This is a genomic window from Pseudomonas sp. MDT1-17, assembly GCF_054898105.1.
This window is the reverse complement of sequence record NZ_JBUBVM010000001.1, coordinates 3511700-3528368: the sequence shown is the minus strand read 5'-3', so window position 1 is coordinate 3528368 and position 16669 is coordinate 3511700. Positions and strand designations below refer to the sequence as shown.

At 57.6% G+C, this 16669-nt stretch carries 11 protein-coding genes and 5 pseudogenes; 6 read left to right on the top strand and 10 right to left on the bottom strand.

The annotated features are described in order from the left end of the window. Positions 1 to 55: 55 nt before the first annotated feature. From ACYZTX_RS16375 to ACYZTX_RS16355, 5 genes are all read right to left on the bottom strand, one after another. Positions 56 to 2077, bottom strand: a complete 2022-nt coding sequence (locus ACYZTX_RS16375) for a nitric oxide reductase activation protein NorD (protein ID WP_462034935.1) — start codon at positions 2075 to 2077, stop codon at positions 56 to 58. Continuing rightward, a complete protein-coding gene (locus tag ACYZTX_RS16370) occupies positions 2078 to 2893 on the bottom strand; it encodes an AAA family ATPase (RefSeq protein WP_462034934.1) in 816 nt (271 codons plus the stop codon). Next, a complete protein-coding gene (locus tag ACYZTX_RS16365; protein WP_462034933.1) occupies positions 2893 to 4263 on the bottom strand; it encodes a cbb3-type cytochrome c oxidase subunit I in 1371 nt (456 codons plus the stop codon). Before ACYZTX_RS16365 ends, ACYZTX_RS16370 begins: the two co-directional genes overlap by 1 nt. A gap of 15 nt (positions 4264 to 4278) precedes the next feature. Further along, positions 4279 to 5136 carry a c-type cytochrome gene (locus tag ACYZTX_RS16360; protein ID WP_462034932.1) on the bottom strand — a complete coding sequence of 286 codons (858 nt, stop codon included), beginning with the start codon at positions 5134 to 5136 and terminating at the stop codon, positions 4279 to 4281. Positions 5137 to 5713: 577 nt separating this feature from the next. Beyond that, the gene (locus ACYZTX_RS16355; protein ID WP_462037057.1) at positions 5714 to 5872 is read right to left on the bottom strand and encodes a hypothetical protein; all 159 of its coding nucleotides are present in this window, start codon (positions 5870 to 5872) and stop codon (positions 5714 to 5716) included. A gap of 201 nt (positions 5873 to 6073) precedes the next feature. Between ACYZTX_RS16355 and ACYZTX_RS16350 the strand changes: the two genes are divergently transcribed. Next, positions 6074 to 6388, top strand: coding sequence for a hypothetical protein (locus tag ACYZTX_RS16350; protein ID WP_462034931.1), 315 nt, complete (start codon positions 6074 to 6076; stop codon positions 6386 to 6388). Between the two features lie 69 nt (positions 6389 to 6457). Then, positions 6458 to 6698 (top strand): annotated as a pseudogene (locus ACYZTX_RS16345) (IS3 family transposase); the annotation flags it as partial. Between the two features lie 56 nt (positions 6699 to 6754). Here the strand turns inward: ACYZTX_RS16345 and ACYZTX_RS16340 are convergent. The 5 genes and pseudogenes from ACYZTX_RS16340 to ACYZTX_RS16320 form a co-directional block, all read right to left on the bottom strand. Further along, a pseudogene (locus ACYZTX_RS16340) lies at positions 6755 to 7063 on the bottom strand (class I SAM-dependent methyltransferase); the annotation flags it as partial. A 157-nt stretch (positions 7064 to 7220) separates the two neighbouring features. Next, a complete protein-coding gene (locus tag ACYZTX_RS16335; RefSeq protein WP_462034930.1) occupies positions 7221 to 7583 on the bottom strand; it encodes a DUF6463 family protein in 363 nt (120 codons plus the stop codon). 152 nt (positions 7584 to 7735) lie between these two features. Next, positions 7736 to 8281 (bottom strand): DUF2867 domain-containing protein, encoded by a 546-nt coding sequence (locus ACYZTX_RS16330; RefSeq protein WP_462034929.1) that lies wholly within the window; start codon positions 8279 to 8281, stop codon positions 7736 to 7738. A 102-nt stretch (positions 8282 to 8383) separates the two neighbouring features. Continuing rightward, the gene (locus ACYZTX_RS16325) at positions 8384 to 8704 is read right to left on the bottom strand and encodes a DUF1330 domain-containing protein (RefSeq protein WP_461978802.1); all 321 of its coding nucleotides are present in this window, start codon (positions 8702 to 8704) and stop codon (positions 8384 to 8386) included. 357 nt (positions 8705 to 9061) lie between these two features. Beyond that, positions 9062 to 9683 (bottom strand): annotated as a pseudogene (locus ACYZTX_RS16320) (DJ-1/PfpI family protein). Between the two features lie 126 nt (positions 9684 to 9809). Between ACYZTX_RS16320 and ACYZTX_RS16315 the strand changes: the two are divergent. The 4 genes and pseudogenes from ACYZTX_RS16315 to ACYZTX_RS16300 all read left to right on the top strand — a co-directional run bounded on the left by ACYZTX_RS16315 (position 9810) and on the right by ACYZTX_RS16300 (position 16600). Beyond that, a complete protein-coding gene (locus ACYZTX_RS16315; protein WP_462034928.1) occupies positions 9810 to 10364 on the top strand; it encodes a TetR/AcrR family transcriptional regulator in 555 nt (184 codons plus the stop codon). Positions 10365 to 10828: 464 nt separating this feature from the next. After that, positions 10829 to 12952 carry a TonB-dependent receptor gene (locus ACYZTX_RS16310; protein WP_462034927.1) on the top strand — a complete coding sequence of 708 codons (2124 nt, stop codon included), beginning with the start codon at positions 10829 to 10831 and terminating at the stop codon, positions 12950 to 12952. A 167-nt stretch (positions 12953 to 13119) separates the two neighbouring features. Next, positions 13120 to 13425, top strand: a pseudogene (locus ACYZTX_RS16305) (IS3 family transposase); the annotation flags it as partial. A 509-nt stretch (positions 13426 to 13934) separates the two neighbouring features. After that, positions 13935 to 16600: pseudogene (locus tag ACYZTX_RS16300) on the top strand (autotransporter family protein). The last annotated feature ends 69 nt before the right edge of the window (positions 16601 to 16669 follow it).

Here is a 16669-nt window from a genome sequence, read left to right as displayed (position 1 = left end):
GGCTTGGCAAAACTGTTGCCAACATCATCAGGCAAAAAAAGCCGTCTGAAGGGGATCAAGCCATCACTAGCCTCTTGATCCATTCCAGCAGCGCGCTGGGCAACAGCTCCGGCCTGGGCAGTAAGACGTACTGCCGCAATCCGAACACTGCTGGCAGATAGTTCGCTGCCTGGCGGTCGATGGTCAAACAAAAAGGGTGGATGCCTTGTAGCTTGGCTTCGGTCACGGCTTGACGCATGTCTTCCACGCCATAGCGACCTTCGTACTGGTCAATATCGTTCGGCTTGCCGTCGGAAAGTAGCAACAGGAGCCGGTGTGTGGCCGCTTCGCGCATCAGCAATGTGCTGGCGTGACGGATGGCAGCGCCAGCCCGGGTATAACGTTCCGGTTCGAGTGCGGCAATGCGCCGGCCGACTTCACTGCTGTAGCACTCATCGAATGCTTTCAGGGTGCGTATCGTGACCCTTTGCGGCCCCTCGCCGGAAAACGCCAGCACGCTGTAAGGTTCGCCCAGGCTCTCAAGCGCCAGACAGACCAACAGCAACGCTTCGCGTTCGACATCAATAATCCGGCGATGGCAGGACAGCCAGCTATCGGTGGAGCCGCTGACGTCGATCAGCAACATGATCGCCATGTCGCGCCGACTACAGCGCTGGGACTGATACAGCGCCTGCGGCATGTTCAGGCCGGCGCGGGCCTCGGCGCAACCGTCGATGTACGCTTCCAGATCGATATCGTCACCGTCCAATTGTTTGCGCAGCCTGACGCGTTGGGCGCGCAGCCTTTCGAATTGCCGGCGGATGGCATCGAGCACCGGACGGTGAGTGGCGAGTGTTCGCTCGACCCACTGTTGCGGGCCTTCCGGGGCTGGACACAGTTGCAGGTTCGCACCCGGATCACGGTAGACCTGCCGGCGGTAATCCCACTCGGGGTAGCTGATTGCGTTGCTGGCGAGATCCTGTGCACTGTGCTGAGCACGGGTCTGTGGCAGATCGTCAGACAGCAGAACTTCTTTCGGGCGACCGGCCGTGACCACCAGTCGGGCTTCGTTAAGTTCGGCCAATGACTCGGCAAAATCAGCCGCCGGGGTGTCGGTATCCCGGTCGGCAGGCCGCTGCATTCCCATGGGGTCTTCGGCCTTTTCCAGCGGTTCGGCGGGCTGTACCATCCACAGGCCTTGTTCCTGATCGTCGTCCTCGTCGGCACAGGCTTCGCGCACATTTGGCTGGCGTTCAAGGCGTGCGCTGCGTGGCAGGGTGTCGGCGGTGTCGATTTCGCCGGGCAGCGTCGGCACCGCCCGTTGCGCCGACGGCTCGCGCAGATCGCCGGTCCAGGCATCGAGCAACAGCCAATTGGCACCGAGCTTGCGAGGTTCTTCGGCGGACATGAGGCGTGCCGCGAGGGTTGCTGAATGGCGCAGCGAGTCGGCCGTTTTGGCAGGTATCACCAGTCCCTCCAGAGGCTTGCCGCATTCACTGCTTAGCAGTAAACGAAGGAAGTTTTCCAGGGGCTGTCGCTGGCGGGGAAATGCGTGAAGAGGGGGGCGCATGGCAACCGCCTGTTGGCGCAACCCTTGGATCGATGCAGCCAGTCCCGGCAACACTCGCACCAGATCGGTATCGGCAGCCCAGGCTTCGAGGAGCAGATAGACGCTGCGCTGCATCGGATTGGCAAGGGTCGACAGGGCGGCGGCACTGCCTCTTTGCGCGCGCATCGCTTGTTGCAAGGCGAGGGTTCGATAACGTTTCAGCGTGAGTGGAAGATCATCGCTGCCCAGGTGCTCCGGCAGCCAGATAGACACGCCATCGGTAGCCGGGACCGCGCTTTGCCGACAAGGTATCTCGCTACGCTGTAAAAGCCTTTTTAACAATGTGGGTGGCGAGGGTGGTTGCGCGACACGCAGCGAATAGTGGGTATTGAACACCGCCTTGATCAGTAAGTCGAGGTGTTGTGCGACATCCCCTAGGGTGACGATTTTTGCAGGGGCCGAGGGTGCCTGGTGACGACGCCACAACGCCTGTGCATACCCCGTTGCGTGGCGTGCGACATCGGTGATGAGGTCCTCGGCTTCAGCCATCTAGATAAACGTCAGGTCGACGAGGTCGCGCATGGCCGCGACCAGCACCGCGTCATCGGACAGCGGCGAGATCAACGCGACCCGACACGCGACGGGCGCAGCAATGCCGTGGGTGATCAGCCGCGCAGTGGCGATCAGCAGACGGGTACTGGGGACTTCCGCCAGGCCCCGGTCCTGCAAGGCACGTAGCCGCTGGGCGAGGGTGACTAAGGCGTGGGCGGTGGCGTAGTCGGTTCCACCCTCATGGATGACGATAGCGATTTCGCGCTCGGGCGGCGGGAAGTCAAAATCCAGCGCCACAAAGCGCTGTCGGGTACTCGGTTTCAAATCCTTGAGAATGCGTTGGTAGCCGGGGTTGTAGGAGACCACCAGTTGAAAATTTGGTGAGGCTTCGAGGATCTCGCCGATTTTGTCCAGCGGCAGAATGCGTCGGTGGTCGGTCAGCGGGTGCAGGACGACAATCGTGTCTTGCCGCGCTTCGACCACCTCGTCCAGGTAACAGATAGCGCCTTCGCGCACCGCTCGGGTCAGCGGGCCCTCCGTCCAATGGGTGCCCTGGTGACCGATCAGGAAACGCCCGACCAGGTCGCTGGCACTCAGATCGTCATGGCAGGAAATGGTGATCAACGGGCGCTTGAGACGCCAGGCCATGTGTTCGACAAAGCGGGTCTTGCCACACCCGGTGGGGCCTTTGAGCATGACGGCCAGTTGCTGCGCATGGCATTGCTCGAAAATCGCGACCTCGTCGCCGCTGGGCTGGTAATAGGGTTCAGCTTGCAGCGGTGCGGGTTCGGCATGCATCAGCGAGCGTTCCATCACAACGCCGCGCTTGAGGCTTGAGGTGTGGCCAGGAGTGGATCGGCTTCATCGACATTGAAGTCCGGCGTATGGCGGAAAAAATCAAAGATGAACAGCCCGGCACCCAGGCTGAACAGCGACGCCGTCGCCACCAGCATCAGGAAGTGCACCTGAATTTTCAGCTGCACGTCTAGATAACCCAAGCCAAGAATGCGCTCTAGGTACACCTGAGCGATGCCCGCGGTGGCAAATGACAGGGTCATGCCGAACATGCCTCCCAACTGCAGCCAGAACGCCCAATAGCCGATACTGCTTTCCTCCACGGGACGACGGGTCAGGCCCGGCAGCGCATAGGTGATCATCGCCAGGACAATCATGGCGTAAGCGCCATAGAAGGCTGCATGGCCATGCATGGCGGTAATCAGGGTGCCGTGGGTCCACTTGTTGACGTCGGGGAAGGTGTGAGCCAACCCCAGCAGGCCGGCTCCAAACATGGTAAATACCGCGCTGCCCAAGGTCCAGTGCAAGGCCAGTTTGTTGGGGTGAGACAGGCCCGAGCGGCGCATCGCGTTGTAGGCATAGATCGCCATGCCGATCAGCGCCAATGGCTCAAGCGCACTGAAGAAGCCGCCCAGTGGCAGCCAGTAATGGGGAACGCCGATCCAGTAATAATGGTGTGCGGTGCCCAGAATGCCGGCAATGAACACCAGGCCGACGATCACGTACAGCCACTTCTCCATCACCTCGCGGTCAGCGCCGGACAACCGGATCAGCAGGTAGGCAAGAAAGCCGCCCTGGATCATTTCCCAGACACCTTCGACCCACAGGTGGATCGTCCACCAGCGGTAATAAATCGACACCACATAATTTTCATAATGCAGCAGCGCCGGCAGATAGAGCACGGCGGCGCTAGCCAGGCCCAGCAGCAGGACGCCCTCGGTGGCGGTGAAACGCCCGGCCTTCTTGATCGTCATGCCGATGTTGTAGAGAAACATCAGCATGCAAATCACGATCACGATTTTGTGGGGCAGCGGCTGTTCGAGCAGTTTGTTACCGGTGCCATAACCAAACAGGTAGCCAAGCACCGCGGTGACCCCCATGGCCGTCCACAGCCCGAGCTGGATGTAGGCCAGTCGGGTGCTGTGCAACTCGCCACGGGATTCATCTGGCACCATCCAGTAGGTCGCGCCCATGAACCCGGTGAGCACCCAGACGATCAACAGATTGGTGTGAATGGACTTGGTGACATCGAATGGCAAGAGGTCCAGCAGCGGATCCGGCCCGAGGTACTTGGCCGCCGAGAGCAGGCCGAATACCAGTTGCAGGCCGAACAGCACCATGGCAACGGCGAAATACCAGTAGGCGACGGATTGAGATCTGTAGCGCATGGTTATCCCCTGCGGTTACTGGAACGACGCCAGATAGGCGACCAGTTGATTGATCTGTTCGGGTGTTAGTGATTTGGCGAAGGTGTCCGGCATGAAGGACATGCCGTTGGCGGAAAACATGTCGCCCGGATGCAGGTAGGCACTCGGTGTGACGATGGATTCGCGGATAAAGCCCTCGGCGTCCTTAGCCTTGCCCTTGTAGTCAGGCGAGGCGATGACCTGCTTGGCCCGACTGGCCAACCCGGCCAGTGATGGCCCGGCGAGGTTGACGCCCGGCGCAATCGAGTGACAAGCGCTGCACACCGGGGTGGCGGTTGTTCGAAACAGCGCCTCGCCCAAGGCAATCGGATCTTCTTTGCCGGACATCGGGCGAGCTGCGGGTGGTGGTTGGTCGCCGGTAGCGTTCTGCTGAGCCACGGTGAGGTCCATGCCGGGGATCGACGCACCGGTTACTAGAATCGGGCGCGGTGGCCAGCCTTGATTGTCGACCTTGCTCACCCAGTCGAGGAAGGCGATCAAATCGGCGATTTCCTCGTCGCCGAGTTTCAGGTTCGGCATCAGACGACGATGGCGTTTCTCGTCATAGAACTTTGAGGGGTCTTTGAGAAACGCAGTGAGATAAGGGGCGCCGCGCTGCTGCGTGATTTTCGTCAGGTCCGGGGCGTAATAAGCTCCCTCGCCGAACAAGGTGTGACAATTGATGCAGTTGTATTGGTGCCAGACATCTTTGCCGCGAGTGACTTGGGGCGTGATCTGTTGAGCGTTGGTCAGTGTGGGAAACTGCCGGTGACTATCAACAGTCATGCCCAGAAACACCACAGCGGCAATAGCCGTGGATATCAACGCGAACGAGCGTGTTTGGCGTTTGTTCATTGCAATCTCTCTATACGCCGATACCGGTCCAATAGGTGATGCCGATCACTCCGGCATAAACGATCGCGCTGGCCATCAGCACGAGCACTGTATAACTGACGAGCTTCAAGACTTTTTGCACGGCTGCCTCCCGGAATTGAAAAGGTGGAAAATTCCTGGTTAGTCGCTCTGAAATTCGTATTAATACAGATGATTTGGTCGAAATAGAGCGAGAAATATAGGTCAAACCTAACGTTGGTGCGGCCAACTGAATTTGATTTCTACACACTGACAACAACCAGCAATCTGGATTCCAATAGACAAACGACAATTGAGAAAACTAACAACTTCACCTATTCGGGCATAGAAGTTCGTTGTAGTGTGTCACCTTTGAAGATCGTCAGTTGAATGGACTCAGCGTAGTTGAAATTCCTACGATGTCAATTAAATCCGTCGGGTCAAAAGGGAAGGTTTTCGATCTCAAATAATATGTGCAACACATGATGTAAGGCATCGCCCTACCTACAAAATACAATCATTCGAGTATCGAGAGTCGCGTCGCATTTTGATGATGCTATTTCAACCAAGACGCTTCGGGCTATTGCTTCTTCGCAAGTGTCCTATCTCCGAAATAGTATCTAGTATGCTGTTCTCGAAATAACTTACGCCCATGATTGTTCGCAATCGTGACGGTGCAGTTTTCCTGCAATAGCAAATTCGCCATTGGCTTCCCGACGATGTTTAACCTACCGTCAATTACAGCCTAAAAACTTGCCTTGATGCAGACGGCGGGCCGCTAGCCAGATGCCCAAACCGTCATGCACCAACACCTGATGCGCGTGGCGCGGCGAGACCTGGATGGCGCGCGAGAAAACGGAAGGAGCAATTCGACTGGCTGAGTCGGATGAGACGCTCAACCCGCCGGTCTACATGAAGGCTGCAGCGGAGTTCATCCACCATGCCTAATCATCTGACCTTGGCTGTCGCTGGAGGTAGAAAAACTCAAGGGCTGGTTGACCACTGCAGAGCACTACCTACCGATCGACGAGTGCTCGTTGTCACGTTCACTCAAACTAATCAGCAGGAACTGATCAATCGCCTCGGTTCGCAGGCCGGTGATCGCCATAATCTCGACGTTCTGGGCTGGTACACATCAAATTTACTATTTATTACTCCGGCTCTTAGTGCTCTTGGCCGGCCTGTTGCGAACTTCGTTCAGATGAGAAAAGGCCATCATCACACTTCACTAGAGATGTCCGAAAAACATTTATAACAGGGTCCCCAAAAGTGATCGAATATGACGACTTACGAGCGCCGCCCAACTTTCGATTGGTTCCGTTAGCAAAGCGGCGAGAAAGCCGCCGCGCTGCTGCAACGCAGCGTGATCGGCGAGCAGTGTTTACACGAACCGCTGGTGCTGCACTCGGACAACGGAGCGCCGATGAAATCGGTGACGCTGTTGAGCAAGATGTACGAACTGGGCATCACGCCCTCGCGGGGGCGACCGCTGGTACAACAACGAGCACCGGCATAGCCGTATCCGGTTCGTCACACCGGCTGAGCGGCATCGAGGACTGGACCAACAGGGCAACGATTCCGCAGCAAGAGAGAACAGCTTCTCGACGGACGCCAGTTCTGGCAGGTGAGTCAACGTGTCTCCCATGCACAAGATTAGATTTGCCTTTGCGTCGAGGTGGCGCTGAAATGACAAGAGGTCATCCTCGACCGCTCTGACGGGCAGCGCTTCAGCGTGCACCCGCAGCTCGTCAAGCAGGATAGAGGATGTGTCCACGGCGACCACTGAGCAGCCGCGGCGAGCCAATGGAATGGCGTGCATGCCGAAGCCCGCGCCGATATCAACGGCGGTGGTTCCACTGGCTAGATTTGGGAGAACGGCTTCGATCTCGGCTTCGCCCCGAGATACGGCGGCATCAAAGCCGCCGGCCATCCACAGATAGACAGGAGCGAGGTGGGTCTCGTAGTGATCAGCGACGGTGGCCATGAATGTGGGTTCCAAGCGTCTAACGTTCAGGTTAAGGGGCCGCGGTACGCGGTCCCAGTGAGCGGAGCGAGCGATTTGAACCGTTTGTTAGGCATTGATGCGCTTAAGGAAGCAAGCCATACCCCGCCGCGATGAGCAGCGGAGAGACCAGGAGCGTTGCCCAGAACCCTGATTTTGGAACGGCAATGACGCAAATGATTGAGGTGATGAGCACGTAGATGCCAACGATTTTGAGTAGTGCGAGGTCGCCAACTGCTACGGCATGAATGGCTGCGTGCCCGGCGAGCATGAAAAGCGGCCCCAAAATGGTAAACCAGAGTGCAGTACGCCGAACTTCATGCGCTCTGAACTGGTCGACGAAGCCGGCGCTCACGGCTTCGGCGAATGCTGTTTTGAACTTGATAATACCGAATGGAATATGGAAGACGCCCAAGGCGAACAGGGTCCATGCGACGATGTTTGACATGTCTTATGCTCCGTAACGGTAAGGTGGAATGAGTGGGCCTAACGACCGAGTTGAGGGGCGCGCGTGAAGCGGGCGAAGCCCGCAAAAGGCGCGTCCCGCTCGAACGACTGGTTAGACCTCAGTGGGCTGCGCATGGCGACTGGGAGTTTTGCTCACGCCTCCGCGGCCATTGGCCAGCCGATTCGTGCGGCACGACGGAGATTGGATTGAACGACCAAGCGGTGGAACGGGGCGATGACAAGAATATAGAGACGACCCAGGCGGTTGTGGCAATGGACCACGGTTGACAGAGTCAGGTGACGTTTGCCTCCCGCCGACGGCTGATTGGAACAGAGGACGGAGAGCCTGAAGTCCAGGTGCTTATCGTCTTCTCCAAGGATAACTTCGGTCGGACTTGTGCCGTAGATCCTGAAGATGCCGACGCGGCCTGTCTTGCTCTCCGCACCAAGTGACGCAAGTTGCTTGGCAGTTTTGAGGCCGAATCTGCCGACCACCGCATCTCGGACTGCCATGAGGCTGCTGACCCACGGTGCTTGTTGGGAGAAGATGAACCTCGCCAACAGTTCGGGATTGGTCGACGCTCCGGGCGGAAGCTCGATTGAGTAAGCATCAGCAAGATTCGTCGATGCGTAGGCTCTGGCAATTGCCGACTCCGGAGGAAGCGATACCGGCGTTGCGCGATGCTGTTGGGTTGACATGTGTGCGATCCAGTGGTTGGGTTCTGAGGTCTAACGCGCCGTTGAGCGGCGCCGGAGCGCGTAGCGCGGAGGCGTCCGCTCCAACGGCTGGTTAGGCGTCATTCACATCGTTTCCAGCAGACGGAGATTCTTCTCTAAGTCCAATTCTTCCACCGTAACAGCAATTCCTTTTGAGTTGTCTGTGCGGAGATGAATGATCTTTTGGTACTCGGGTGAGTGGTACCAACTATTAAGCGCTTCCTTTGATTTGAATCGAATAACGACCGTCATCGAGCCTGGCTCACCCTCTAACGGTTCCGATTCGTAATCGGCTACGAGTATTTCTGCACCGTGCGCTTCAAGCGTCGGAAAGACGGCGGGGACATAAGATTTAAAGCCTTCCGGCTTCGTGAGTTCGAAGTTGGCAACCAGATATGCGCTCATCAATTTCTCTCCTTGACTCGTCGTGTTAGTAACTTGGTTTTGTCATTTCGTCGAGGAACCTAGCCGCTGCAGGATAATGGGACGGTTCCGTGACGCCTAACGATTAAGCTAAGGGGCCGCGGCACGCGGTCCCAGTGAGCGAAGCGAGCGATTTGAACCGCTTGTTAGGCTTGTGAACTTGAACTGCTTTTTTGGCATTTGATTGCACGGCTTTTTGTACCAGAAATACGCTTGGATGTAGCCGTCCGGGCAACACCCCTTCCTGAAGCGAAGTTGCCACCTGAATTTTAAGTGGATACCAGCGCCCTTATGCCTATGATCAGGTAGGGGACATCGCCGGACGGTTACCGGCATGAATTAAGTGGATGTTGTTGAGGCGCCAACTTCTCCTTGTCGGATACTGAGCCCGATCAAGGCATCATAGAGCTCTTGCTGCCCAGCTGGCAGAACAGGGAGCAACGTCGCACGGCGCTTGTCGACATCGAACCAGGATTCAACCAACCATCCCACCAGATAGAGCGCCGAAAGGCATCCGCCAGCGGTTGCAATGTTCCCCTGGCATACAAGAGGCTGGTCCACGGGGCTCAAGTCCCAGAGCTTGCAATCTCGATCGTGCATCCGGGTGTGTAGTTGCTTGGCCGCTGAGCAGCCCAAGCCGTTCGAGAATGAAAGCTCCGGCGCATATGGAGCCGATTCGCTGGCGTCTGGAATCAAGTTCAAACGACGGCAGGAAATCTGGAGCGGCAAGTGCGGCGGGTATCCCTTCCTTGCCGCTGACGAACAGTACCGCGTCGGCGTTATTGGCCTCGGAAAGCGGACCGTGCACCGAAACAGGCAGGCCGTGCGCCGATCGCACGATAGAGCTAGAGCCCAATATTCGGACGTGCCAGTCCTCGGTGTTGCGGCCTAAAATGTCCCACATCAGGAATAGGTCGATATCAGTGAATTGGTCGAAAGCAACCAGAACGATTTTCTTCAAGGCGAGCTCCATGAAAAGTGCTGGCGTGCAAAACGCAACGGCCGTCTTTGCTGGTGTTCGCAGCGTATCAATCGGTTGCGCACCATACACAGTCTGTATGGCGCTAAATATGGAGCGAAGTAACTCGTGAGAAAACTAACTCGTAACCATTGGGTCGCGGCTGGCTTTGAGGCCCTCGACCAAATAGGGCATATTGGCGTTTCGGCCGAGAGTCTATCGCGCCGATTGAATGTGACCCGCGGATCGTTCTATCACCATTTCCGCAATCGCGAAGACTTTGTCCGCACCTTGCTGGCCGCCTGGGAAGAAGACTACACGGGGCGCATGCTCGCCTATGCAGCGCAGGGTCGTAGCGCGGGCGAAACCTTGAAACGCTACTTGAGTATTGCCGCTGAGAAACAACCTGGGCGGGAAGTTTCCATCCGAGCCTGGTCGCTGCACGATCCGTTGGTAGGCGAGTTCCAGCAGCGTGTTGACACAAGACGACTGGACTTCGCGATACGGACGTGCCGCCGCTTGGTCCATGTGCCAGGCGAAGCAGAAGTAATTGGTCTGGTGGCCCATCTGTGCCTGATTGGAGGTCAACAGGCAGGGCTGCGGCGTGATGCCGCTCGCTTCAACAGTTTCCTGCATCGAGCCTTTTCACTTTTCGAAGGGGCTCTTCCACCGTGGCGGGCCTAAGTCATGAGCTAAATTGGGTAACTGAATAAATAGAGGTCGCGTGCCTGCCTGGCCTGGATCAGTACAAGAGAAAGCGGTGTAGTTTTTCATCGCCCGAGTTACAGACTGAATCGCCCCTAATTTCGCAGTCACTCGATGACCGCTTCTGGCCGATTGCTGCTTTTCATGAAGGGCATTTGACGACCCATTGCAGTCATTCAATCCCCGAGCCTTTCCCGCGCCATTTTCTGATTGGTCGGCGTAGCTTCTTTCCATCGAACGGTTCAAGTGTTTTTCTAACACGCAGCAAAGACTCCAGAGCCCGTTCCTCTGCTTAATCCTCGAGGGATACAGACGAAGTCGGCGATTTATCAGATTGAGACGACCGTACCGAGTAGCGCCAAAAACGTGTATCAGAATGATATGTATTTACTTACAAAAGATAATCGTTATCATCTGCGCGATAATTCATATAAAAGGTGTCCATGGTGACTCGATCGCGCATTTATCCAGCTTCTCTGTCGTTGCTGGGCGTTCTGGTTGTACCTGATTTACAGGCAGAAACGGTGTCTGCTCTAACCCTGCCTGCCACCGCTGTGAACAGTGAGTACAGCGAGCAGAGCTACATGCCAACCGAGAGCAGGAGCGCGCTGAAAATCGATGCCCCGCTTCGTGATATCCCGCAAACCGTCAATGTCATTCCCCAGAGCGTCATCAAAGATCAGGGGGCTCAGTCGATGGAAGACGTGCTGAAGAATGTCCCCGGTATCGGCCTGTCCAATGGTGACGGTCAGCGCGACCAGGTCACCATTCGTGGTTTCAGTGCCATTGGCGACATGTACATCGACGGCATTCGCGACGATGCGCTGTACTTCCGGGATCTGTCCAACGTCGAGCGGGTGGAAGTGATCAAGGGGCCGGCCGCAGTGCTCTATGGCCGCGGTTCATCCGGTGGCCTGATCAATAGCATCAGTAAAAAACCCAACTTCACCCCCAAGCAGGAAGTGGGTGTCAGCTTCGACAGTGAGGGCAAAAAGCGCACCCAGTTCGATGCCGGTTGGGCCGATCAGCAGCAAAACGACAAGGCATTCCGGGTGACCGGTGCTGTGGAGAACAGCGACACCTTCCGGGATGACGGATACATCGACCGCAAAGCCATCGCGCCTTCGGCCTACTTCAAACTCTCGGATGATCTGGAGCTGGACCTGGGTGCTACCTATCTGTATGACAAGCGCCTGATTGACTTCGGCATCCCGGCACGAGGTGATCGTCCGGTCGACGTGGACCGCGACAAGCGCTTCGGTGCCGCCGACCCGGATGATGACTACACCCGCAGCGAAGTGTTCTCATTCACGGCGGGTGTCAACTACCGGATCAACGACGATTTCAGTCTGAGCAATACCAGTCGTTACTACCACTACGACCTGGATCGCAACAATACCCTCGCTGACTCCAGCCCGACACGTTTCGTCACTGCGCCCAATGGTGAACTGCTGGTAAAACTCAACCGCGGCAACGTGCAGCGTAAGGAGGACGGGTGGTTCAATCAGACCGAACTCAAGCAGCGCGCCGTGCTCGCAGGGATGAACCATAGCCTGCTCTATGGTGTGGAGCTGGGGCGCCAGGTGAAGGACCAGTCCGTGTTCAGCCAATCCAATGTGGCAAGGGTGCCGGTGTACCGAGATGCCTTGGTCGACGTGCCGTTCCAGGCCAACCGGCAAACCGCCAAGGGCACCAATACTCAGGACACTGCCGGCTTCTACGTGCAGGACCTGATCGAACTGGCGCCACAGTGGAAGGCTCTGCTGGGTGTGCGCTATGACGTCTTCGATCAGGAATACTCCGATGGCCTGACGCACAGCAATCTGTCCCGCACCGATACTACCTGGAGCCCGCGAGTCGGTCTGGTCTACCAGCCTGATCAAGTGCAGTCCTATTACGTCTCGGTGAGCCGTTCCTACCAACCCTCCGCCGAGATGTTTGCGCTAAGCACGGCGAACCAGGACCTTGAGCCGGAGGAAACAACCAACTTCGAGATCGGCGGCAAGTGGGACCTGCTCGACAATCGCCTGGCGTTGACGGCGGCGCTGTTCCGCCTGGAACGCACCAATATGAAAACCAGCGATCCGGCGAATCCGACCAAACTGGTGCTTGCCGGTGAGCAGCGCACCGATGGTCTTGAGCTGACCGCCAGCGGGCAGTTGAGTGACAAATGGCAGGTCTATGCCGGTTACGCCTATCTGGATGCCGAGATCACCAAGTCCAACAGCCGAACCAACGGTGTGGCCAACGAAGGCCAGGTCCCCACCTTGACGCCGCGCCACAGCGCCAACCTGTGGTTAATGCGTTCGCTAACGCAAACCTGGCGTGTGGGCATGGGGGCCAACTATGTCGATGATCGCTATACCGCGCTGGATAACAATGTCGTCATGCCGGCTTACACAACAGTGGACGCTGCACTGCTGTACAACCAGCCGAAATGGGACATGGCCCTGCGTCTGCGCAATGTCTTCGACAAGGACTATTATGCTTCGGCGCATGGTTCGGTGGATCTGATCACGCCCGGTGCCCCTCGGACGCTGGAGCTGAGCACCAACTATCGTTTCTGAGTACAGACCTTGAGAGCAGGCGTCCGGCATTGTCGGGCGTTTGTTTGGGGGATTGCCCCTGAAGGGATAGTCAGTTCCTCAGGGGTCAACAGCAACATCGAGGCCGTAGTCAGCGCCCCAGGCGGTACGCAGCACCGACGACTCATGCGGCCAAAGCGCCCAATCAGGTGAAATACTGCCCGCAATGGCCGCTGGATGGTTTTGCCAGTTTGGACACCGCACGAGCTTGGGTGAGGGATTTCATGCGCTGGTACAACAACGAGCACCGGCATAGCCGTATCCGGTTCGTCACACCGGCTGAGCGGCATCGAGGGTTGGACGATCAGGTCTTGGCCCGGCGACATGAGCTGTACGAACGAGCCAAAGAGAAAAACCCGGAACGGTGGTCGGGTCGAACACGTAACTGGGAGCCGATCAGCACCGTGCTACTGAACCCGGATCGGGAGCAACAGATCGAGAAAAGAGCGGCATAGTCAGACGGTTGATGCGACAACCACCTTGAAAACGCCGTAAGAGGTTCTTTGGCGCATGGCAATCCTGATGATAGGGGCGATTGTGTCCACGTATTTTTAAGTGGACAACATCGCCCTTATTGCCGGGATCGGGTAGGTGACTTCGCCGGACGGTTACAGACTTAGGCTCTACCCCGAACTCCGGGAGTCCAATAACGGCTTTGCACTATGCCGCCAGTGCGCGGCGATACTGTGGGCCAGTACCAGCTACGAGCCGTTTTACCATCGCCCCAGACGACTTGTTACCGGAAACGTTACCTATCCCTCCAGGAGTCACTTGGCGGTGCCGCTGCGCGATTAAGTTCGGTTGAAAAAAGCTGCTGAGTCATGGCAGTGGCGATCATATAGCCATCATTTTCAACGACATTGACGGCCGAACCCAAGTCTCAAAAATGACAAATATTAATTGCGCACCTGAAAAGCCTGTACTAGACCCAGTGCAGTTTCTAAAGCAATAACAGGACAGCCTTATGCGCACGGAACGATTGCTTCCACAGCCCCACCTGCTTGGTGTGGGCATTCTTTCCATTCTCTGTGTTGCCGTACAACAGGCCCAAGCGGCTTGCATACTCACCCCCGGCCCCGGCGTCGACTCTTATGTCTGTGACAGCGGTAGCAGCGCCACCGGCCTCACCGACCTGGTGGGCAACAATACCCTGACGCTGCCTGCTGGCGGTACCGGCACCATCAACGGCGACGTCGTCTTCGGGCCAGGCGTTGACGCCGTTGACATGAACTCCGGCCGCGTTGTCGGTAGTGTCACCCAAGGTGACGGCACCGACAGCTTTCGCATCAGTGCCGGTACTGTCACTGGCGCGGTGTCCCAAGGCAATGGCATTGATGACTTTGTCATGAGCGGTGGGCAGATCCAGTCGCTGGCGCAGGGCGATGGCCGGGACACGTTCCTGATGACCGGCGGCACCATCGTCGGCGCCTTTGAAGACGGTGACGTGTCCCGGCAGACTGCCGGCACCATCGGCCGGGTGGACATGAAGCTGGACAACAACATCTACGACATGTCTGGCGGTGCGATCCTGGGCAACCTAGTGACCGGTTTTGGTACCGACAGGATTATCTTCTCCGGCGGCACCGTTGGGGGCAATATCAGCGTCAGTGGCGGCGATGACAGCATCACCGTCAGCGGCGGCGTGATCAACGGCGAAATCCGCGCTAGCGTCGGCAACGACACACTCAACTGGCTCGGTGGCGGCCAGATCAAATCGCAAGTGTTAATGGGCGACGGCAACGATACCGCGTTACTCAGTGGCCTGACAGAAAGCCTGCTGAGTGCCACACCCTCCATCGACGGTGGCTTGGGCAACGACCAACTGACCTTCGAAAACACCACCGCCAGCACGGCCTCCCGTTACATCGGCTGGGAATCCGTCAACCTCAACAACGATTCTCACTTCGACCTGGCAGGGAACTTTTTTCTCGGTGACAGCGCGAGCCATACCGGTACATTTTCCATCGATAACAGCAGTGTGCTGGCCGTGACCCAAGGCAGTATCCGGCCCTACACCGCCGGCCAGTTGGCTACCCTCAACAACGCCGGTACCCTCGACATGACCACCGGCAGCAACAGTGCCACCGACTCGCTGACGGTGCACGGCAACTATGTCGGCAACAACGGTCAGTTGTGGCTGCAGACGGTGCTCGGTGATGACAATTCTGCCACTGACAAACTGGTGGTCTCGGACGGCACCATCAGCGGCAATACCCAATTGGCGGTGACCAATCTTGGCGGCCTCGGTGGCCTCACGCTCAGCAATGGGATTGAAGTGGTGCAGGCGCTCAACGGCGCCGTCAGCAGCACCGATGCCTTTGCCCTGAATGGCTCGCTCCGGCCGGGGCCTATCAGTACTACCTGTTCAAAGGCGGTGTGACGGCGGGTTCGGAAAACAACTGGTACCTGCGCTCATCCGTGGTGGCGGTGCAACCGCCGGTAGTGCCAACGCCTACGCCGGAACCACTAGTAGTGGTACCCGTGCCGCCGGTTCCGGCGACACCGCCCGTGGTCACGCCCGATGAGCCACCCGTGGAACCACCGACCGCACAACCGGTCGCGCCGGTCGAACCACCAGCCCCGCCTCCAACCCAAGTGCCGGCCGAAACCTCGCCGGAGCCCGCTGTTACCACTCCACCATTGCCGACGGCGGTTGCGGGCGCTGACCCGATTCCGCTGTATCGCCTGGAGGTGCCGGTGTATTCGGTAGTCGTGCCGGCGGCGCAATTGATGACCTTGCAAGCACTGGGTACCTTCCATGACCGTCAAGGCGAGCAAAGCCTGTTGAGCGAAACTGGCGCCGTACCGGCAGGATGGGGTCGCTCCTATGGTAGTGACTTCAACAAAAGTTGGTCAGGTACCGTGTCACCGAGTTTCGACGGTTCTATCAAGGGCTACCAGGTCGGCCATGATCTGTACGCCTCCGAAACCAGCGGTGGGCAGATCCAGCGCTTCGGCTTGTTTGTCGGTCAGACCCGCTTGCGGGGGGATGTCAAAGGCTTTGCCGAGGGCTTTCAAAACCGCCGCTCGGGCCGGGTTAAACTCGACGGTGATAACTTTGGCGCCTACTGGACACTCACCGATCCCAAGGGAGGGTACGTGGACTTGGTGGCCATCGGCACCCGCCTGGACGGTGATAACAAATCCGACCGTGGCGTGAAAATGGACAGCAAAGGGCATGCCTTGGCGCTGTCCGCCGAAGCCGGCTACCCCATTGCAGTGTCCGAACACTGGGTGGTGGAGCCGCAAGTGCAGGTGATCAATCAGCAGATCGATATGGACAGCCAGAATGATGGGATTTCCAAAGTGTCATTCGACTCCCAGGGCTACTGGACTGGTCGCCTCGGCGCACGCCTGAAGGGCCGCTATCTGGTGAACGATACGCCGGTCGAACCCTATGTGCGCGCTAACGCCTGGCGTACTTTCGGCGGCAGCGACACAGTGACCTACAATGACGCTGATCGGATCAAAAGCGATCATAAATCCTCCTCTGTCGATCTAGGGATGGGCGTGGTCACACGGTTGTCGTCCTCGGTCAGTGTGTACCTAGCTGCGGACTACAATACCAATCTGGATACCAATGCACTGGAAGGTGTGAGTGGCAATGCAGGGGTCAGAGTAAGCTGGTAAATCCCTCCGGTTAGACCAACTCATTACGGCATAGGAATGAGTTGGTCTAACCGGAGGCTCTCTGCAGCT